This window comes from Thalassobellus citreus, assembly GCF_044385915.1.
In the GTDB taxonomy this organism is placed as follows: domain Bacteria; phylum Bacteroidota; class Bacteroidia; order Flavobacteriales; family Flavobacteriaceae; genus Thalassobellus; species Thalassobellus citreus.
In genome coordinates, this window is the sequence record NZ_JBISCC010000125.1 from 17,001 (window position 1) to 35,959 (window position 18,959).

Here is an 18,959-nt window from a genome sequence, read left to right on the forward strand (position 1 = left end):
ATTTTCAAAAACACCTTTTATTCAATAATATCTAATTCCACCTTCAGATTATCAATGATAAACTCTTGTCTTGTTGGTGTATTTTTACCCATATAAAATGCTAATAAATCTTCAATAGACATATTATCATCTAACATAATAGGGTCTAACCTAATATCATCTCCAATAAAATGTTTAAATTCATCTGGCGAAATTTCCCCAAGTCCTTTAAATCGAGTTATTTCTGGTTTTGGTTTTAATTTTTCAATGGCATTTTTACGTTCATCTTCAGTATAACAATAAATGGTTTCTTTTTTATTACGCACCCTAAATAAAGGCGTTTGTAATATATATAAATGTCCATTTTTTATAACTTCAGGAAAAAACTGAAGGAAAAAAGTAATTAATAACAAACGAATATGCATTCCATCTACATCGGCATCGGTAGCAATTACAACATTATTATATCTTAAATCTTCTAAAGTTTCTTCTATGTTTAATGCGGCTTGCAATAAATTAAACTCTTCATTTTCATAAACAATTTTCTTGCTTAAGCCATAACAGTTTAAAGGTTTCCCTTTTAAACTAAAAACCGCTTGTGTGTTTACATCTCGAGATTTTGTAATACTACCAGAAGCCGAATCTCCCTCTGTTATAAACAACGTTGTTTCTAAATTTCTTTCGTTTTTAGTATCTCCAAAATGAACTCTACAATCTCTCAATTTTTTATTGTGAAGACTCGCCTTTTTAGCACGATCTTTAGCTAGCTTACGAATACCCGATAATTCTTTACGTTCGCGTTCTGCTTGTAAAATTTTACGTTGTAATTTTTCGGCAGTATCTGTGTTTTTATGTAAAAAATTATCTAAATGGGTTTTAAGAAAATCACTAATATAAGTTCTTACAGTAGGTAAATCGCCTCCCATATCGGTAGAACCCAACTTCGTTTTAGTTTGACTTTCAAAAACGGGTTCCATAACCTTAATGGCTATGGCACTTACAACAGATTTTCTAATATCTGATGCATCGTAGTTTTTACCATAAAACTCACGAATGGTTCTTACAAAGGCTTCTCTAAAAGCATTTAAATGTGTTCCACCTTGAGTCGTATTTTGCCCATTTACAAAACTATTATATTCTTCACTATATTGTGTTTTACTGTGTGTTAAGGCAACTTCAATATCATCACCTTTTAAATGAATTATAGGATATAATAAATCGGATTCTGCAATCTTCTCATTTAATAAATCTTTTAATCCGTTTTCACTAAAATACTTTTCGCCATTAAAAACTATGGTTAAACCAGGATTTAAGTACACATAGTTTTTAAGCATTTTAACAATGTACTCACTTCTAAACTTATAGTTTTTGAATATTAATTCATCTGGAATAAACGATACCTTCGTTCCTTTACGGCGTGAAGTTTCTTCTAATAAATCTTGATTGATTAAATTTCCTTGCTCAAATTCCGCGGAAGCGCTTTTATTATCACGTGTAGATTCTACTCTAAAAAAGGAAGACAAGGCATTTACCGCTTTTGTACCTACTCCATTTAAACCAACAGATTTTTTGAAAGCTTTAGAATCGTACTTTCCTCCTGTATTCATTTTAGAAACCACATCTACCACTTTTCCTAGTGGAATACCACGACCATAATCTCTAACAATAACTTTAGTGCCTTGAATAGAAATTTCAATGGTTTTTCCGGCTCCCATGACATACTCATCAATAGAGTTATCTAAAACCTCTTTTAAAAGAATATAAATCCCATCATCTGGAGATGATCCATCACCTAGCTTACCAATATACATTCCTGGTCGCATACGAATATGCTCTTTCCAGTCAAGTGAACGTATATTATCTTCGGTATAGTTAGATTGTTCAGCCATAGTAGATGTTGCGTAAAAATTCGTGATTGGTTGCTAATATAATACAACCTTTCAAAAAAAAGAAATAACCTTTACACAAAGTAATTAACAATATAGATTTGTTATTGCTAAGAACCTTTATACTGATGTTTTACTTTTTTTTTATAGAGACGAATAATATTCCAATAATAACTATTAAAGCACCAAATAACTGTAATAAAGTCAGTTTTTCATTTAAAAAAATAGCAGCCAAAATAATAGTTGAAATTGGACCAATACCGGCTACAATTGCAAAATTTGACGAACTAATCATTTTTATAGAAGTTGACACTAAAAAAGAAGGAATAACGGTTGCAAAAACAGCAATTAAAAATCCTAATAGATATACTTGCCAAGTAAAGCTGAACAGATCTACTTCGTTAATAATACCATAATGAATAAAAACACAAACACATGAAACAAGCATAGCATAGGCTGTGAATTTAACAACTCCAAATTTCGGAATTAACCAACCACTACCTACTAAATATGAAGCATACGTTATAGCACTTAATAAAATATAGAAACCGCCTAAATAAGTATCTGTTCCAGAAATAACAACCTCATCCCAGAAAGCAATAATAATTCCTAAATAAGTTAACCCTATAGCTCCAGCCTGAACTTTATTTATGGGTTGTTTTAAAAAGAACTTATTTAAAAGAATTACAATTGTTGGATATATAAAGAGTATTATACGTTCTAAACTGGCTTTAATATAACTAAGTCCTACAAAATCGAAATAACTAGCTAAATAATAACCAACAAAACCAAAAAAGAGAATCCAAGCGTAATCCGTTTTCTTTGCTTTTAAATCGCTATGCTTTTTACCATAAACATAAGCTATAACTACATAAAACGGAAAAGAAAACAACATACGAAGTAATAATATACTAATGGCGTCTACCTCGTAATTATAGGCTATTTTCACCATAACGGCTTTTGAGGAAAAAAGAACAATTCCTAAAACTCCTATTGCTACACCATACCAAAAACTTCTTTTTGCTTGCATAGTACGAATTTAGGTTTGTGTTATGTAATGCCTATTTTTAAAATTGAAGAATTACGATGTTCAAGTTATAATATCGTAACAAAATAAGTAAACACTACTAACTTATTTTTTAAGCTAACACTTTATTATCGAAGTAAATACAGACAAAAATTATTTTTCTAAAGCCTCTGCTTTTTCTTTTAAGAACTGACTTCTAGTTTTTAAAAGACTTTTCATATACTTTTTTAAAAAAAGCGTATTTGCAATTTTTCCTAAAATTCCTAAAGGTGATTCAAAATGAAAAACATCTATCATTTCAGTTCCAGCATTTGTTTCTTCAAAACGATGCTCATGACGAAATGATTTAAATGCTCCCATAACCATCTCATCTACAAAGTAATTTGGCTCATCAAATTCGGTTATTTTAGATGTTAAATGCTGTACAAAACCAAGATGTTTTGCTTCCCAACACACCCATTCATCTTTTCCTATAAGTCCTTTTGTTTTTCCTGCAATGGCTTTCTCTTCGGAAAACTCTAATGATTCTTGATGCAATTCTATGTTTCTAGCTAAATCAAAACACTTTTTCTTATCTGAATGTATTTCAGTTTTTATTTTAATTGTAGGCATTTGTATTATATTTCGGTTGAGAGGGGAACACAAATATATAATATTTCTTACCTAAACACCAACAAACCACGAATTTAATTACACATTAAACAAAAAATGCATCACATCACCGTCTTTAACGATGTAATTTTTACCTTCTACACGCATTTTTCCGGCTTCTTTTACTTTAGCTTCACTACCATAGCTTGCAAAGTCATCATAACCAATAACTTCGGCACGAATAAAACCTTTTTCAAAATCGGTATGAATAACACCAGCTGCTTGTGGTGCTGTTGCTCCAATATCTACAGTCCAAGCACGTACTTCTTTTACACCGGCAGTAAAATAAGTTTGCTGATTTAAAAGTTTATAAGCAGAACGAATTAATTTAGCTGACCCAGCTTCCTCTAAACCTATATCTTGTAAAAACATTTGACGTTCTTCGTAATCGTCCAATTCATTAATATCAGCTTCTGTTCCAACAGCTAAAACTAATACCTCAGCATTTTCATCTTTTACAGTTTCTTTAACTAAATCTACATAAGCATTTCCTGAAACTGCAGATCCTTCATCTACATTACAAACATACATAACAGGCTTATCTGTAATTAATTGAGATGGTTTCACAAAATCAATATCATCTTCTTCACTAAATTCTATAGCTCTAACAGAAATTCCTGCTTCTAAACCTTCTTTTAGTTTTAACAAAACCGCTTCTTCTTTTTGAGCTTCTTTATTACCTGTTTTAGCAGCACGTTTTACTTTATCTAGTTTTTTATCAACGGTTTCTAAATCTTTAAGTTGCAATTCCATATCGATAGTTTCCTTATCGCGAATAGGATTTACATTACCATCAACATGCACAATATTATCGTTATCAAAACAACGTAATACATGTAAAATAGCATCAGTCTCTCTAATATTTGCTAAAAACTGATTTCCTAAACCTTCACCTTTACTTGCTCCTTTTACTAATCCAGCAATATCAACTATTTCTACAGTTGCAGGTTGCACGCGTTCTGGATTTACTAATTCTTCAAGCTTTTCTAAACGAGGATCTGGTACATTTACCACTCCAACATTAGGTTCGATTGTACAAAACGGGAAGTTTGCGCTTTGTGCTTTTGCGTTAGATAAACAATTAAATAAAGTTGATTTCCCTACGTTTGGTAATCCTACGATGCCTGCTTTCATTGAAATTATATTTTTTATTTCCGTGAAAACGGAAATATTTTAATAGCTAAATTTTACTAAAAAGATTATCGCTTTCGCGGAATCTGTTTTGCGAGTGCAAATGTAGTTATTTCCGTAATTATTTAAAGTATATAGATTCGATAAGTTTATAACCTAAAAATATATCTATTATTGATTGATAAAAACAAATAAATTACCTGTTTCAAAAGTAATAGCAACATCATCATCAATAGCTACATTTCTTGTTCCTATTCTGTTTCCAAAAGAAAGCGTTTCCTTATTTAAAGGATATTGTAAGCCTTTTGTTAAAATGTTCGTTGCTGTTGGAAAAGGCACTAACGATATTGTTTTCCCTTTACAATTAGATAATTCTAAACGAGTATCAGCTAAAAAATAAGAACCAAAATTATCGAAAAAAGTAAGATTGAGTTTCTCTTTCCATTGAATGGCTGTGTGTAAGTTTCCTAAAAAATGATCTTGTTCTTGTCCACTGGCACCAAAAACATGAATAGATTTATACCCTCTTTCGAATAATATCTGCAACACTTTATCAAAATCTGTGTAGTCTTGATTAGGTGTATGAATGACTTCAATATGTTCAGGAAGACGTTCTACCGAATCAAAATCGCCACTAATAAAATTAGGAGTAATATTATTTTTTTCTAAAAACTGATACGCACCATCTGTTGCACAAACAAAATGATACTTTGTTAAATCTGGAATCTTATTTGGTGGTTCCCCATTTATAAGAAGAAATACTTTCTTTTCATTCATTGAGACAAAAATACAAATAGCATTTTAATCTATACAAAAAGCAAAATAAAGGTTAGAACCATTCCGAAAAAAGTAAAATACAATCCTTTTTTATAAATCTTGGTTTTTGGTAAAAACATCCAAAAAGATGAAATAGCAAAGAAAAATAAAGACACTCCGGAAAATATATTCAACCAATATAAAGGGTGCTTCGAGCTCGCTTTATGAAGTTTTGTCATTTGATTAAGTACATAAGGTAATTCCTTGTTTTTATATTTAGCGACACCTGTTTCCTTGTCATATTGCCCGTTCTCAAAAAAGACAAGGTTATTTTCTTCCTTCAAGACTTTAAAATTCCTTTTACGTAATTGCCTTCCTAAATCTGCCGACTTAATATTAGGCTTTAATTGTTTTTCTACTTGAACTTCACTTTTTAAAAATTCGGTATCTCTAAAAACTAAAACAATACCACTTAAGGCATAAACTGTCATGATTCCTATTAGAAAAAAACCTAGATAGCGATGAATAATTCGCATGTACTTATTTGTCATTATTATTTATTTTTCGTGTAAGACTTAGTTTTTACAAGAAGGTTTAATGGCTTTATAAAAAAGTTTCTATTAAAATTGATTTTTATAAATATCTAAAATAATTTCTGTGGCATTTCTTGCAGATTCGCCAGATACTAACAGTTCGCTATTTGTATTTATAGCATCTACAAAATTATTTAAAACCGTTTCGTGGTTTGTAGTATCACTCACAGATGCTGTTGCAGCACCAGTATGCGTGTTTTCGTTTGATTTTACCGATGTTGGATTGTCTAAACCTTCAATATCCCAATGAGTAATAACATCATTCTCTAAAATAAGATAACCTTTGCTAGTGTAAATTTCCATTTTTGCAGGAAACCCTGGTTTGGCTGCTGTTGATGCTGTAATAGTGGCAATCATACCAGAATTATGAACACAAATAGCTGCACCATGATCCTCAACTTCAATATCATGTACAAAAGTTCCTAACTTACTTACCAACTTAGCGGGTTTGCCAAAATACCAATAATATAAATCTATATAATGTGATGCTTGTTGAATAAAAGGTCCGCCTCCATCAATATTATACGTTCCTCTATAAGCTGAGGAATTATAATAATTGTCGTCGCGATAATTTTTAATTGACAAATCGACCGAAAATATCTTTCCTAATTTATTTTCATCAATCAGCTTTTTTACAATAGGATTATCTGAACTATAGCGTCTTTGATAAACCACTGCTAGCTTAACATTATTCTCTTTACATGAATCAATCATCTTGTCAATAGACTCTAAAGTAATATCTATTGGTTTTTCGCATAACACATGCTTTCCTAACGTTGCGGCTTCAATTGCACTAACATGATGTAATCCATTAGGCGTACAAATAATAACGGCATCAAAATTTATAGTAATTTCAGAAATTGCTTTAAAAAAAGGAAGGTGATTTAACACTTCTGGCTTATTGGTTTTGCTAGATACAATCCCAACAACTTCGGCATTTGTAATATTTTTTATTGCAGAAAGATAGGTTGACGCAATGTTTCCGCTTCCTATAATTACAAATTTAATAGTATCCTTTTTCATCATAATTTCTCTAATTAAATAGTACTAGCGAGCTAAGTTAATTTATTTTTCGCATCCAATAAAAGTATTCGCTTCAATCAATTTCATTTTTAATCAAAAAAAAATCCCAAGCTTAAAGCTCAGGATTCATTATAAATTTTCAATTGTAAATTATCAATTGTTAGTCTTCTGGATGCATAAAACGTTGTTTAGCTAAAAGCTCTTCTTCAGTTTCTACAACATCTTCATCAGGCACACAACAATCTACAGGGCAAACTGCTGCACATTGAGGCTCATCATGAAACCCTTTGCATTCTGTACATTTATCTGGTACAATATAGTAAAGTTCATCACTTACAGGCTCTTGAGGTTCTTCTGCATCAACCTCTGTACCATTAGTTAAAACCACCTTACCTGTTAAGCTTGTACCATCTTTATAGCGCCAATCATCGGCACCTTCATATATTGCTGTATTTGGGCACTCAGGTTCACAAGCACCACAATTTATACATTCGTCTGTTATTATAATTGCCATAGCGTTTTCTTTTTCTAACTTTGCAGTGGCAAAAATAACGCCAAAACCATTCATAACCAAATTAAGAATGCAATTACAAGAAAGAATTGATGCTTTTGTAAAATTAGGAGAATTTTTAAAGCAATTTTCTAATGAAGTTATTCAAAAAGGAGATAATATTGAACACAACGACTTATTCTTCGACGGTTTTAAACATCAATTAAAACTAGCTCAAGAATACAATGGTTGGTTCACTAAAGAAAACATTCTGTTTTCTATTAAAGGCTGGACAGAGCTTTTAACACAAGCCAATTTAAGTAAATGGCTAGCACCTTACAATATTAATACAACTGAACCTAAGCAAGTTGCCATTATTATGGCAGGAAACATTCCTTTAGTAGGGTTTCATGATTTTTTATCTGTTTTAATCTCTGGTCATAAAGTATTGGTTAAACAATCGTCAAACGATAAACACCTACTACCCTATTTAGCTAAATATTTAGAATATGTTGCTCCTAAATTTAAAGGACAAATAACCTTTACTGAATCTAAAATTGAAAATTTTGATGCTGTTATTGCTACGGGTAGCAATAATACTGCACGTTATTTTGAATACTATTTTAAAGGAAAACCATCTATAATTAGAAATAATAGGAATTCTGTAGCAGTGTTAACAGGAAACGAAACAACCGAAGATTTAAAAAACCTTTCGGAAGATATTTTTAGATATTATGGTTTAGGTTGCAGAAATGTATCTAAATTATATGTACCAAAAGGCTATAAATTCGATGCTTTTTTTGAAGCTATTTACCATTGGCATCCTATTGTTGATAAAGCAAAATACGCCAATAATTATGATTATAATAAAGCTGTATATTTAATGAGTGAATTCGATATGCTTGAAAATGGTTTTTTTATGATTAAAGAAGATGAAAGCTATGCGTCGCCAATAGCTACTTTATTTTATGAATTTTATGACAATACAGATCAATTAAAGGAAAAATTGAAGCTCGATGAAAATAAAATTCAGTGTATAGTTTCTAAAGATTTCACTAAAAATGAAATTGCATTTGGTGCCACACAAAAACCTCAACTTTGGGATTATGCGGATAGTGTCGATTCTATTGAATTTTTATTATCAATTTGACGAAAAAATTATTGATTTTATAGCAAAAAATACCCAATTAATTAGCAACTTTGCTTCTTAATTTTTACTACATAAGATGAAAAAACATAACTTTAGTGCAGGGCCAAGTATTTTACATCCAGAAGTTTTACTAAAAGCTTCTCAATCTATAATAGATTACAATGATTCGGGGTTATCTTTAATTGAAATATCACACAGAAGCAAAGATTTTGTTGATATCATGGAAAACGCAAGAGCTTTAGTTTTAGAGCTTCTTGGTTTAGAAGGAAAAGGTTATAAAGCTTTATTTTTACAAGGTGGAGCTAGTGCTCAGTTTTTAATGGTTGCTATGAATCTTTTAGAAAAAAGGGCTGGTTACTTAAATACAGGAGCTTGGAGTCAGAAAGCAATAAACGAAGCTAAAATTTTAGACGATATTTACGAAGTAGCTTCTTCTAAAGATGCTAACTTTAACTATATTCCTAAAGGATATGATATTCCTTCAGATTATGATTATTTTCACTGTACATCAAACAATACTATTTTTGGAACGCAAATGAAATCGTTTCCAAAATGTGATATTCCAACGGTTTGTGATATGAGTAGTGATATTTTTTCACGTCAGTTAGATTTTACACAATTCGATTTAATTTATGCAGGTGCTCAAAAAAATATGGGACCAGCAGGTACAACGTTAGTTGTAATTAAAGAAGATATTTTAGGTAAAGTATCTAGAAATATTCCATCTATCATGGATTACAAAAAGCATATTGGTGCAGGAAGCATGTTTAACACTCCTCCTGTTTTTGCTGTTTACACATCTATGTTAACTCTAGAGTGGTTAAAAGGTCTTGGTGGTATTGCTGCTATTGAAAAAGAAAATGAAAAGAAAGCAACTGTAATGTATTCTGAAATAGACTTAAATCCATTATTCAAAGGATTTGCTGCTAAAGAAGATCGTTCAAACATGAATGCAACCTTCAATTTAGTGAATGAAAATCTAAAAGAAACATTTGAAACCATGCTTAAAGAAGCTGGTATAAGTGGTGTTAACGGACACAGAAGTGTAGGTGGTTATAGAGCATCTATGTACAATGCATTACCTCTTGATAGTGTAAAAGCGCTTGTAGAAGTAATGAGTGAATTAGAAAGTAAAGCTTAAAAGGTTTTGTAGTAATCAGTCGCTATTTGCAATTGCTTACTCAAACGAATAAAATAAATTATTAAAGTTTTCGCTTACGCGGAAATAAAAAAGTCATAAAATGAAAGTATTAGCAAACGATGGTATTTCACAAAGTGGTATCGATGCCTTAGAAAAAGGTGGTTTCGAAGTTATCACAACTACAGTAGCTCAAGAACAATTAATAAACTACATAAACGAAAACAACATTACTGTTTTACTTGTACGTAGTGCTACAACAGTACGTCAAGACCTTATTGATGCTTGTCCAAGCATTAAAATTATTGGTCGTGGTGGTGTTGGTATGGATAATATCGATGTAGAATATGCAAGAGAAAAAGGACTTTCTGTAATTAATACGCCTGCTGCTTCTTCGCACTCTGTTGCCGAATTAGTATTTGGACATTTATTTGGTTTAGCTCGTTTTTTACATAACTCGAATAGAGATATGCCTCTTGAAGGAGATAGTAACTTTAAAGGCTTAAAGAAGGCGTATGCAAAAGGAACTGAGCTTAAAGGAAAAACTTTAGGTGTTTTAGGTTTTGGTCGTATTGGGCAAGCTACTGCTAAAGTTGCTTTAGGTGCTGGAATGAAAGTAATTGCTTTCGATCCGTTTTTAGAAAAAGCAAATTTAGAGTTAGACTTTTTTGATGGTCAAACTGTAAACTTTGATATTGAAACTATTTCTAAAGAAGATGTTTTAAAACAAGCCGATTTTATTACACTACACGTTCCTGCTCAAAAAGAGTATGTTATTGATGAAGCAGAATTTAATATGATGAAAGATGGTGTTATTATTGCTAATGCAGCACGTGGTGGTGTACTTAACGAAGTAGCATTAGTAAAAGCTATAGAAAGTGGTAAAGTTGCAAGAGCTGCTTTAGATGTTTTTGAAAAAGAACCTAAGCCAGAAATGCAATTATTAATGAATTCTTCATTATCGTTAACACCTCATACTGGAGCTGCAACTAACGAAGCACAAGACAGAATTGGTACAGAATTAGCAGAACAAATTATAAGCATCTTAAAGTAAATAAGATATAAAATTGTGACCTAATCAATTTAATTGAGTCCTAACTAATAGTTGGGACTTTTTTTGTACATTGAAATCTCATTATTTACAAATCTTTTTAAAATAAAAACAAAACAATTATGTCAGGAATTTTAGACTTATTAGGCAGCGACTTAGGAAAAACAATTATTAATGGAGTAGCTGGATCAACAGGAAACGATACAAACAAAACAAGTAACGTTTTAACTATGGCTTTACCCGTTTTAATGAAAGCTATGCAACGTAATGCTTCAACACCTCAAGGTGCCGAAGGATTATTAGGAGCTTTAAACGGAAAACACGATGGAAGCATTTTAGATAACCTTGGTGGATTATTTAGTGGTGGCGTTGATGATGATGTAAAAACTGATGGAGAAAAAATATTAGGACACGTACTAGGAGCTAAACAACAAGGCGTTCAAAAAGTAATTGGAGAAAAATCTGGTTTAGATGCTAGCTCGGTAGCTAACATATTAAAAGTTGCTGCTCCAATTTTAATGGGTGTTTTAGGAAAACAAAAACAACAGCAAAATGTAAGTTCTTCTAATGGTATTGGCGATTTATTAGGAGGGTTGCTTGGAGGAAGCTCTGCGCAACAGGAACAAAGCTTTATAGAATCTATTCTTGATGCAGATGGCGATGGTAGTGTTGTTGATGATGTTGCTGGAATGCTTTTAGGAGGTAATAAAAATAAAGGAGGTCTTGGTGGTTTACTAGGAGGTCTTTTTGGTAAATAATAATTCCTGTTTTTAAATATAGTAAAAGCCAAACCTAACTGTTTGGCTTTTTTTTGCTTTAAAACAATAAAACACAAGTATTTAAAAACTGAATTTTGTACATTTATGTATTAATATATACATATTCAAAGTCACTTTACTAATTAAAACGTTGTATTCACTCATTGCTTGTTTCACAATACATAAGTAACCAATAGCTTTGTTCTAGAATATTAAAATCTTTAGATATGAAAACACTAGCATCATTATTATTAATTGGTCTCTTTATTTTTAGTTGTAATATAACAAAAAAAACAGCTTCAAATAAAAATGAAACAATAGAAAACGTTAAACTTAGCGATACTGTAAGCATTTCTAATGACGAGTTAGAATACGAAATTATCATTATAGAACCTGGTTTTAATTTTTGGTTGAATAGTAGAGCAAGGCCTGAAGGCTTTTATTCGCAACAATTTTTAGAAAATAGAAATTACCTATATGTTTTAGAATGGAATAATAGAGTCTTGCAACCTATGAGATTCGACCCTAATTTATACGAAATGCAAATTGATTATCAACAAGGTATAGATTACGGTTACGAAGTAAATTATAAACTCTATAATTACTTTATATATTTTCAATTAACTTATAAACAAAGATTAGGCGCTTTTGTTCCTAGAATTTAAAAGTCTTTTAGCTATTTTTGCACAAAATTATTTTTGTGGAAAAATTAAAGGAACGTTGGGGTATTGAACATAATTGGCAAATTATTGTCATTTTTATAGTATTTGCTATCACTGGATCTACAGCCTCTTTAATTGGAAAACCTATTTTAGCTTACTTAAACATTTCACCTGAAACATTTACAACACTAGGTTATTGGGTTGTACGCATAGTACTTTTATTTATTATGTATCAAATTATGCTAGTTTGCTTTGGCTGGTTATTTGGTCAACATAAATTTTTCTGGAATTTTGAAAAGAAAATGCTTCGTAGAATAGGCTTAAAACGTTTTGTTGATTAATTATTAATGCAAACAATAAAGGAACATATCGTATTTAAAATAGTAACCTTAAGTTTGGTTGCTACTTTATTAGTTCCTACTGCATTAAAATTTGCTCACATTTTTGCGCATCATGAACATGATATTTGTTTAGGTGAAAAATCTACACATTTACATGAATTAAATACTGATTGTGATTTTTACAAATTCAAATTAAACAATAATAACTACACGCTTACATTTTTTGATTTCAGCTTATTTTCTCCTAAAGAAAAACATTTAAAAAGTGTATCACAATATCAATTTTTAAGTGATTATCAACGCTTACAAACTTCACTACGCGGCCCTCCTCAAATTAATTTAGTATAACATTAGTTCTGAATCTTTTCAGAAAAAAATATTAAATTAATTAAAATACAAATATGAAAATATTATTAAACATATTGCTATTACTAGCAGTATCATCTATTTACGCACAAAATAATTTACAAGGAATTGTTACAGATAAAAATACAAACGAACCTATTATTTTTGCCAACATTTACCTTCCTCAACTTGAAAAAGGAGCAACAACGAACGAAAAAGGAGCTTATACGATTTCCAATATCCCAAATGGAACTTATAAAATAATCATTTCTTTTATTGGTTATAAAACACAATCTATAAATGTAACCTTACCAAACTCTGAAAAGTTAACTATTAGTTTAGAACCTTCTGCCATAGAAATGGAAAGTGTTATAATATCAACCCCTTTTCATAAGCTTCAAAGTGAAAACGTAATGAAGGTTGAACAAGCTTCTGTTAAAGATTTAAACTCTAAGGGTGCTCTTAACTTAGCTGATGGTATTACAAATATTGCAGGTGTAGAAAGTGTAACAACAGGTATGAGTATAGGCAAACCTGTAATACGTGGTTTGTCGTCTAATAGAGTTTTAGTTTATACACAAGGGGTTCGTTTAGAAAACCAGCAATTTGGAGATGAGCATGGTTTAGGACTTAACAGCAGTGGTGTAGAAAGCGTAGAAGTTATTAAAGGCCCTGCATCTCTACTTTATGGTAGCGATGCTCTTGGAGGTGTACTCTATTTAAATCCTGAAAAATTTGCTCAAAGCAATAGTGCTAAAGCAGATTTTAGCGGTAATTATTATAGCAATACACAAGGTTATAGCACTAATGCAGGTGTTAAATCGTCTAGCGATCACTTTAAATTTTTATTTCGAGGAAATATTACCGAACACTCAGATTATAAAACTAAAGATTATAGAGTTACCAATACCCGTTTTAAAGAACAAGATTTTAAAGCAGGCATAGGTTATCAAAAAAATGCGTTTAAAACAGATTTTCGTTATAATGTAAACAATTCTAAACTAGGAATTCCTGAAGAAATAGGTGAACAATCTATTAGTAGAACGCCTTTATTACCTTATCAGAACATTACAAATCATGTGTTTAGCTCTAAATCGACACTATTTTTTGATAATTCTAAATTAGATATCAATTTAGGATACATCTATAATGATAGAAAAGAATTTGAAGAACATCATCATCATGAAGATGAAGATCATGAAGGTGAAGAACACGAAGACGAGGACCATGAGGATGAAGACCATGAGGAAGAAGAAGTTCTTGAAGCTGCACTTCACATGAAGTTAAAAACAGCTAATTACGATATTAAGTATACCCTACCTAAATTAGGTAAATTTGAAACTATAGTTGGGGTTCAAGGTATGAACCAAATAAACACCAACTACGGCGAAGAAGAATTAATACCAGATGCTACAACAAACGACATTGGTATTTTGGCAACATCTCACGTTCACTTTGAAAAAATAGACATTCAACTAGGTGCACGTTTTGATAATAGAAATATTGATGCAGGTACTAATTTAAATAAGGATTTTAATAGTTTTAATGGTGCCTTAGGTTTTAAAACCAATATTACTAATAACATAACAGCGCGTTTAAATTTAGCATCCGGTTTTAGAGCACCTAACTTAGCAGAGTTAACATCTGATGGGTCACATGAAGGTACTAACCGTTACGAAATTGGGAATCCAGATTTAGATACCGAACAAAATTTTCAATCGGATTTAGCGTTAGAGTTTCAAAATGAACATCTAGAATTTTATGTAAACGGATTTTACAACAGCATTAATAACTATATATTTCTATCACCAGATGGAAGCACTATTGATGGAGATCCCGTTTACAACTATTTACAAAATGATGCTAATTTATATGGAGGAGAAATTGGATTACACATACATCCGCACCCTATACATTGGTTACATATTGAATCTAGTTTTGAAACTGTAACTGGTAAACAAAATAACGACATGTATTTACCTTTAATTCCTGCAAACTCGTTAAGCAATACATTAAGAGTTGAATTTGAAAAACCATGGATAGAAAGTGGCTATGCTTTTATAAAACTAAAGTCTACATTTAAACAAAACAATGCAAGTCTTTTTGAAACAGCAACTAATGGTTATAATTTATTAAGTGCTGGACTTGGAGGCAGCATTAAGCTATTTAATAATGAAGCAACAATAACTGTATCGGGAACTAATTTAACCGATAAAACCTATATAAATCATCTATCTCGTTTAAAACCTGATGGTATTTTTAATATGGGAAGAAATATAAATATTGGTATTAAATATCAATTATAAATTAAAAAGAGGTCTTAAAATTTTAAGACCTCTTTTTTTATTTTTTAGTTTTCTTTTCGGAATTGAAAACATAAGTGTAAATCCACATTAAAGTAAAAGTTGGAATCACATCAAATCCTGGGAGTGCTTCTTCTACAAAAGTTATAACACCTGCAATTTTTCCAGATTTCCCTTTATATAATTTTGTCATTAACCACCCAGAAAGTGGCGCCCAAACAATATCTGAGAACTCTCCTATTCCAGGGATTATAAAAGACACAAAACCGAGTGCGTCAAAGAGAATCCCTATAATTAGTTTTTTGTATTTATTCATTCAATATTTTTTTTATTATTTCCTAAAAAAAAGGAAATCTTTATACATCATATTAAACAATAAACATACCAAAACTATTTACCAATTAGCTTTAAAAATTCGTTTCTTGTTTCAATTTTTTCAAACTGCCCTCTAAACCCTGAAGTTGTTGTTGTAGAACTTTGTTTTTGTACACCTCGCATCATCATACACATGTGTGATGCTTCAATTACAACAGCCACACCTTGTGGCTTTAAAGTATCATTTATACAATCTAAAATTTGCTCGGTTAAGCGTTCTTGCACTTGTAAACGTCTTGCAAACACATCTACAATTCTTGGTAATTTACTTAAACCAACAATATAACCATTGGGTATATATGCTATATGTACTTTTCCGAAAAACGGCAAAATATGATGTTCGCAAAGCGAATACAACTCGATATCTTTAACAATAACCATTTCGTTATAAGATTCTTTAAACATAGCACCTTTAAGAATCTCAACCGGGTCTTGGTTGTATCCCTGTGTTAAAAACTGCATAGCTTTTGCTGCACGCTCTGGTGTTTTAACCAAGCCTTCTCGTTCTGTATTTTCTCCTAAATCTTCTATAATATTTTTATATCGGTCTTTAACATCATCGGTCACCTTAATATTATACTCTTCAAACTGTTTATATGGCATTATTTATTTTTTAACTAAATATAAAGGATATATTGGACTTAACAATAAAAACAATTCTTAATTGTACATCACAGCTTAAAGTAGTAAATTCACAGCTCTTATTTATTACAAATGATTCAAGCAAAAAACATTCATAAATACTACGGCGATTTACAGGTTTTAAAAGGTGTAGATATTCATATAAAAAAAGGCGAAGTTATTTCTATTGTAGGTGCATCGGGTGCCGGAAAAACAACCTTATTACAAATATTAGGCACTTTAGATAGAGCTTATAAAAAGGAAGATTTTCAACTTAGCATAAACAATATTGATATAAGCTCTCTTAACGATAAAGCTTTAGCCAAATTTAGAAATGAACATATTGGTTTCATCTTTCAATTTCATCAATTATTACCTGAATTTACAGCTTTAGAAAATGTTTGCTTGCCTGCTTTTATTAAAGGCACAAAAAAAGCTGATGCTGAAAAACGCGCCAAAGAACTTTTAGATTTCTTAGGATTATCACATCGATACAGCCATAAACCAAACGAATTGTCTGGTGGTGAGCAACAACGTGTTGCTGTGGCTCGAGCTTTAATTAATAACCCTGCTTTAATTTTTGCCGATGAACCTTCAGGAAACCTTGATAGTGAATCTGCTGAAAACTTACACAGCCTATTTTTTAAACTTCGCGATGAGTTTGGACAAACCTTCGTCATTGTTACTCATAATGAAGAACTAGCCAATTTAGCAGATAGAAAACTTGTTATGGTTGATGGCAATATAGTTAACAGTTAAATAACTTTTATTTACGCAACCAAAAAGAGTAAAAGCCATCTAATTGTTAAAAACAAATATGAAAAAATCAGTATTCATAGTACTAATAATTTTATTATTAAATTCTTGTGCTACCGTTTTTAACAAAAAAACAACTTCTGTAAATATTACTACTGATAAAGAAAGTCAATTAATATATAATAGCGATACTATTACTATTAATAAAGAACGAATAAAGATACACCCTATTCGTTCAAAAAAGCCGTTAGAATTTACAATTTTAAAAGACAGCCTTAAAGAAAATTTCTCCTTAAAACGAAAAACATCTTTCCTCTTTTGGCTTAATCTTAACTACACGTACGGATTAGGCATGCTAGTCGATTTTACAAACGACAAACGTTTTACTTATAAACACAATTTACATTTTATAACAGATAGTATTTCAAATAAAATAGTGTTAAGTAATAAAAAGATAACACGTTTACCTAAAAACACATTATTTCTTTACACCTCACCTTTACAAGCTATAGATGTGTTTTCTATGCCTGCGCTTACACTTGGAGCAGAATATTTTATTAAAGACAACATTAGTTTAAGTGCCGAATATGGTATTAAATACACCAATATTCCTAATCAAGATTATAACATTTCATATTTGAAAAATAAAGGATTACTTTATAGATTAGAAACAAAATGGTACAATGGTATTAATTTAACAAATAATGTACATTCAAATGAATATTTAGGAATAGAACTTCGTGTCATAAAAAATCAGTATAATGATTATATAAATTATAGTGAAAGAAACAATTCTCCTAACGAGTATAATTATATAACAGATGATTTTGCAACTAAAAAAAACGTAACTATTGTTAACTTAAAATACGGATTAATAGTACTATTAGGTAAAAAAACATATTTAGATTTTTATTCTGGTTTTGGTGTGAGAGTTAAAAAATTTAATCATTTAAATTTAGAGTATGACAAATCTATTCATAGGCTTGATTTCCCTGATGATTTTGCTCTTTTCGATTATAGAGATTTCAAAAACTATAACAAAAAATCCTTTTTCAACTATTCATTAGGTTGTAAATTCGGAATTAAATTATAAAAAAATTGAATAAAGCCGAACTAAAAGAATTTCTCGAAGCCAAAGTTATTCAATACAACAATCCAAAGTTTATTGAAAGCGATCCTATTCAAATTCCACATCAATTTAATTTAAAAGAAGATATTGAAATTTCAGGATTTTTAACTGCAACCATTTCTTGGGGAAACCGTAAAAGCATTATTAATAATGCCAAACGCTTGATGGTACTATTAGATAATTCGCCTTATGATTTTGTAATGAATCATAAAGAAACCGATTTAGAAAAACTTCTCACTTTTGTACACAGAACTTTTAATGGAGATGATTGTATTCAGTTTATTAAATCGTTACAGCATATTTATAAAAACCATGATGGTTTAGAAAATCTGTTTGCGAAGCATGTTGAAAAAGGTACGATGCAAAATGCTATTTCTGAATTTAAACAAACCTTTTTTGAAATAGAGCATCTAAAAAGAACTCAGAAACATGTAAGTGATCCGTTAAAAAATTCGGCAGCAAAACGTATTAACATGTTTTTACGTTGGATGGTTAGAAATGATAATACTGGTGTAGACTTTGGCATTTGGAATAGCCTATCGCCTGCTCTATTATCTTGCCCCTTAGATGTACATTCTGGTAATGTTGCTAGAAAGTTAGGTTTATTAAAAAGAAAGCAGAATGATGGTAAAGCTTTAGCAGAATTAGACACTTCATTAAGAAAACTAGATGCTAAAGATCCTGTAAAATATGATTTTGCTCTGTTTGGCTTGGGTGTTTTTGAAGGGTTTTAACATCAAGCATCTTATTTAGTTAATCTAACTGCGTTAGCGATTATTCATTGATTGCTATTT

21 protein-coding genes are annotated in these 18,959 nt (G+C 30.7%); 11 read left to right on the forward strand and 10 right to left on the reverse strand.

What is annotated here, in order from left to right; all coding sequences use genetic code 11:
- Nucleotides 1-17: 17 nt before the first annotated feature.
- The 8 genes from ACH5TX_RS10430 to ACH5TX_RS10465 all read right to left on the reverse strand — a co-directional run bounded on the left by ACH5TX_RS10430 (nucleotide 18) and on the right by ACH5TX_RS10465 (nucleotide 7,560).
- Nucleotides 18-1,868 (reverse strand): DNA topoisomerase IV subunit B, encoded by a 1,851-nt coding sequence (locus tag ACH5TX_RS10430; RefSeq protein WP_439339446.1) that lies wholly within the window; start codon nucleotides 1,866-1,868, stop codon nucleotides 18-20.
- 130 nt (nucleotides 1,869-1,998) lie between these two features.
- Entirely contained in the window at nucleotides 1,999-2,895 is an 897-nt protein-coding gene (locus ACH5TX_RS10435; protein ID WP_439339447.1) for a DMT family transporter, read from the reverse strand.
- Nucleotides 2,896-3,045: 150 nt separating this feature from the next.
- Nucleotides 3,046-3,504: an SRPBCC family protein gene (locus ACH5TX_RS10440; protein ID WP_439339448.1), complete on the reverse strand. Its 459-nt coding sequence runs from the start codon at nucleotides 3,502-3,504 to the stop codon at nucleotides 3,046-3,048.
- 78 nt (nucleotides 3,505-3,582) lie between these two features.
- The gene (gene ychF / locus ACH5TX_RS10445) at nucleotides 3,583-4,677 is read right to left on the reverse strand and encodes a redox-regulated ATPase YchF (protein ID WP_439339449.1); all 1,095 of its coding nucleotides are present in this window, start codon (nucleotides 4,675-4,677) and stop codon (nucleotides 3,583-3,585) included.
- 168 nt (nucleotides 4,678-4,845) lie between these two features.
- On the reverse strand, nucleotides 4,846-5,451 hold the full coding sequence (locus ACH5TX_RS10450; protein WP_439339450.1) for a thiamine diphosphokinase: 606 nt from the start codon (nucleotides 5,449-5,451) through the stop codon (nucleotides 4,846-4,848).
- 29 nt (nucleotides 5,452-5,480) lie between these two features.
- Nucleotides 5,481-5,981: a hypothetical protein gene (locus ACH5TX_RS10455; protein ID WP_439339451.1), complete on the reverse strand. Its 501-nt coding sequence runs from the start codon at nucleotides 5,979-5,981 to the stop codon at nucleotides 5,481-5,483.
- Nucleotides 5,982-6,050: 69 nt separating this feature from the next.
- Nucleotides 6,051-7,049: a Gfo/Idh/MocA family protein gene (locus ACH5TX_RS10460; RefSeq protein ID WP_439339452.1), complete on the reverse strand. Its 999-nt coding sequence runs from the start codon at nucleotides 7,047-7,049 to the stop codon at nucleotides 6,051-6,053.
- Nucleotides 7,050-7,206: 157 nt separating this feature from the next.
- Complete coding sequence (locus tag ACH5TX_RS10465) at nucleotides 7,207-7,560, reverse strand: 4Fe-4S dicluster domain-containing protein (protein WP_439337461.1); 354 nt, start codon at nucleotides 7,558-7,560, stop codon at nucleotides 7,207-7,209.
- Nucleotides 7,561-7,627: 67 nt separating this feature from the next.
- Here ACH5TX_RS10465 and ACH5TX_RS10470 point away from each other — a divergent pair, with 67 nt between their 5' ends.
- From ACH5TX_RS10470 to ACH5TX_RS10505, 8 genes are all read left to right on the forward strand, one after another.
- Nucleotides 7,628-8,686, forward strand: coding sequence for an acyl-CoA reductase (locus ACH5TX_RS10470; RefSeq protein ID WP_439339453.1), 1,059 nt, complete (start codon nucleotides 7,628-7,630; stop codon nucleotides 8,684-8,686).
- 76 nt (nucleotides 8,687-8,762) lie between these two features.
- Complete coding sequence (gene serC / locus ACH5TX_RS10475; protein ID WP_439339454.1) at nucleotides 8,763-9,827, forward strand: 3-phosphoserine/phosphohydroxythreonine transaminase; 1,065 nt, start codon at nucleotides 8,763-8,765, stop codon at nucleotides 9,825-9,827.
- 100 nt (nucleotides 9,828-9,927) lie between these two features.
- Nucleotides 9,928-10,878: a D-2-hydroxyacid dehydrogenase gene (locus ACH5TX_RS10480; protein ID WP_439339455.1), complete on the forward strand. Its 951-nt coding sequence runs from the start codon at nucleotides 9,928-9,930 to the stop codon at nucleotides 10,876-10,878.
- A gap of 119 nt (nucleotides 10,879-10,997) precedes the next feature.
- Complete coding sequence (locus ACH5TX_RS10485) at nucleotides 10,998-11,633, forward strand: DUF937 domain-containing protein (protein WP_439339456.1); 636 nt, start codon at nucleotides 10,998-11,000, stop codon at nucleotides 11,631-11,633.
- A gap of 227 nt (nucleotides 11,634-11,860) precedes the next feature.
- Entirely contained in the window at nucleotides 11,861-12,298 is a 438-nt protein-coding gene (locus ACH5TX_RS10490) for a DUF6146 family protein (protein ID WP_439339457.1), read from the forward strand.
- A 35-nt stretch (nucleotides 12,299-12,333) separates the two neighbouring features.
- Nucleotides 12,334-12,636, forward strand: a complete 303-nt coding sequence (locus ACH5TX_RS10495; RefSeq protein WP_439339458.1) for a DUF6787 family protein — start codon at nucleotides 12,334-12,336, stop codon at nucleotides 12,634-12,636.
- Between the two features lie 6 nt (nucleotides 12,637-12,642).
- Nucleotides 12,643-12,984 (forward strand): hypothetical protein, encoded by a 342-nt coding sequence (locus ACH5TX_RS10500; protein ID WP_439339459.1) that lies wholly within the window; start codon nucleotides 12,643-12,645, stop codon nucleotides 12,982-12,984.
- A 53-nt stretch (nucleotides 12,985-13,037) separates the two neighbouring features.
- Nucleotides 13,038-15,287 (forward strand): TonB-dependent receptor, encoded by a 2,250-nt coding sequence (locus tag ACH5TX_RS10505; RefSeq protein WP_439339460.1) that lies wholly within the window; start codon nucleotides 13,038-13,040, stop codon nucleotides 15,285-15,287.
- A 37-nt stretch (nucleotides 15,288-15,324) separates the two neighbouring features.
- Here the strand turns inward: ACH5TX_RS10505 and ACH5TX_RS10510 are convergent, their stop codons facing one another.
- Nucleotides 15,325-15,600, reverse strand: a complete 276-nt coding sequence (locus ACH5TX_RS10510; protein WP_439339461.1) for a hypothetical protein — start codon at nucleotides 15,598-15,600, stop codon at nucleotides 15,325-15,327.
- Nucleotides 15,601-15,674: 74 nt separating this feature from the next.
- Nucleotides 15,675-16,262: a GTP cyclohydrolase I FolE gene (gene folE / locus ACH5TX_RS10515; protein ID WP_439337450.1), complete on the reverse strand. Its 588-nt coding sequence runs from the start codon at nucleotides 16,260-16,262 to the stop codon at nucleotides 15,675-15,677.
- A gap of 111 nt (nucleotides 16,263-16,373) precedes the next feature.
- Between folE and ACH5TX_RS10520 the strand changes: the two genes are divergently transcribed.
- Genes ACH5TX_RS10520 through ACH5TX_RS10530 form a run of 3 tightly spaced genes read left to right on the forward strand, consistent with a single transcriptional unit; the run spans nucleotide 16,374 to nucleotide 18,899 of the window.
- A complete protein-coding gene (locus tag ACH5TX_RS10520) occupies nucleotides 16,374-17,039 on the forward strand; it encodes an ABC transporter ATP-binding protein (RefSeq protein ID WP_439339462.1) in 666 nt (221 codons plus the stop codon).
- 58 nt (nucleotides 17,040-17,097) lie between these two features.
- Nucleotides 17,098-18,129: a hypothetical protein gene (locus ACH5TX_RS10525; RefSeq protein ID WP_439339463.1), complete on the forward strand. Its 1,032-nt coding sequence runs from the start codon at nucleotides 17,098-17,100 to the stop codon at nucleotides 18,127-18,129.
- Nucleotides 18,130-18,134: 5 nt separating this feature from the next.
- A complete protein-coding gene (locus ACH5TX_RS10530) occupies nucleotides 18,135-18,899 on the forward strand; it encodes a TIGR02757 family protein (RefSeq protein ID WP_439339464.1) in 765 nt (254 codons plus the stop codon).
- Nucleotides 18,900-18,959: the final 60 nt, after the last annotated feature.

Coding starts and splice junctions, on each gene's coding strand:
- ACH5TX_RS10505 (WP_439339460.1), top strand. CDS start 13,038: ATGAAAATATTATTAAACATATTGCTATTACTAGCAGTATCATCTATT.
- ACH5TX_RS10460 (WP_439339452.1), bottom strand. CDS start 7,049: ATGATGAAAAAGGATACTATTAAATTTGTAATTATAGGAAGCGGAAAC.
- folE (WP_439337450.1), bottom strand. CDS start 16,262: ATGCCATATAAACAGTTTGAAGAGTATAATATTAAGGTGACCGATGAT.
- ACH5TX_RS10450 (WP_439339450.1), bottom strand. CDS start 5,451: ATGAATGAAAAGAAAGTATTTCTTCTTATAAATGGGGAACCACCAAAT.
- ACH5TX_RS10490 (WP_439339457.1), top strand. CDS start 11,861: ATGAAAACACTAGCATCATTATTATTAATTGGTCTCTTTATTTTTAGT.
- ACH5TX_RS10440 (WP_439339448.1), bottom strand. CDS start 3,504: ATGCCTACAATTAAAATAAAAACTGAAATACATTCAGATAAGAAAAAG.
- ACH5TX_RS10470 (WP_439339453.1), top strand. CDS start 7,628: ATGCAATTACAAGAAAGAATTGATGCTTTTGTAAAATTAGGAGAATTT.
- ACH5TX_RS10525 (WP_439339463.1), top strand. CDS start 17,098: ATGAAAAAATCAGTATTCATAGTACTAATAATTTTATTATTAAATTCT.
- ACH5TX_RS10500 (WP_439339459.1), top strand. CDS start 12,643: ATGCAAACAATAAAGGAACATATCGTATTTAAAATAGTAACCTTAAGT.
- ACH5TX_RS10480 (WP_439339455.1), top strand. CDS start 9,928: ATGAAAGTATTAGCAAACGATGGTATTTCACAAAGTGGTATCGATGCC.
- ACH5TX_RS10455 (WP_439339451.1), bottom strand. CDS start 5,981: ATGACAAATAAGTACATGCGAATTATTCATCGCTATCTAGGTTTTTTT.
- serC (WP_439339454.1), top strand. CDS start 8,763: ATGAAAAAACATAACTTTAGTGCAGGGCCAAGTATTTTACATCCAGAA.
- ACH5TX_RS10510 (WP_439339461.1), bottom strand. CDS start 15,600: ATGAATAAATACAAAAAACTAATTATAGGGATTCTCTTTGACGCACTC.
- ACH5TX_RS10520 (WP_439339462.1), top strand. CDS start 16,374: ATGATTCAAGCAAAAAACATTCATAAATACTACGGCGATTTACAGGTT.
- ACH5TX_RS10430 (WP_439339446.1), bottom strand. CDS start 1,868: ATGGCTGAACAATCTAACTATACCGAAGATAATATACGTTCACTTGAC.
- ACH5TX_RS10435 (WP_439339447.1), bottom strand. CDS start 2,895: ATGCAAGCAAAAAGAAGTTTTTGGTATGGTGTAGCAATAGGAGTTTTA.
- ACH5TX_RS10465 (WP_439337461.1), bottom strand. CDS start 7,560: ATGGCAATTATAATAACAGACGAATGTATAAATTGTGGTGCTTGTGAA.
- ychF (WP_439339449.1), bottom strand. CDS start 4,677: ATGAAAGCAGGCATCGTAGGATTACCAAACGTAGGGAAATCAACTTTA.
- ACH5TX_RS10485 (WP_439339456.1), top strand. CDS start 10,998: ATGTCAGGAATTTTAGACTTATTAGGCAGCGACTTAGGAAAAACAATT.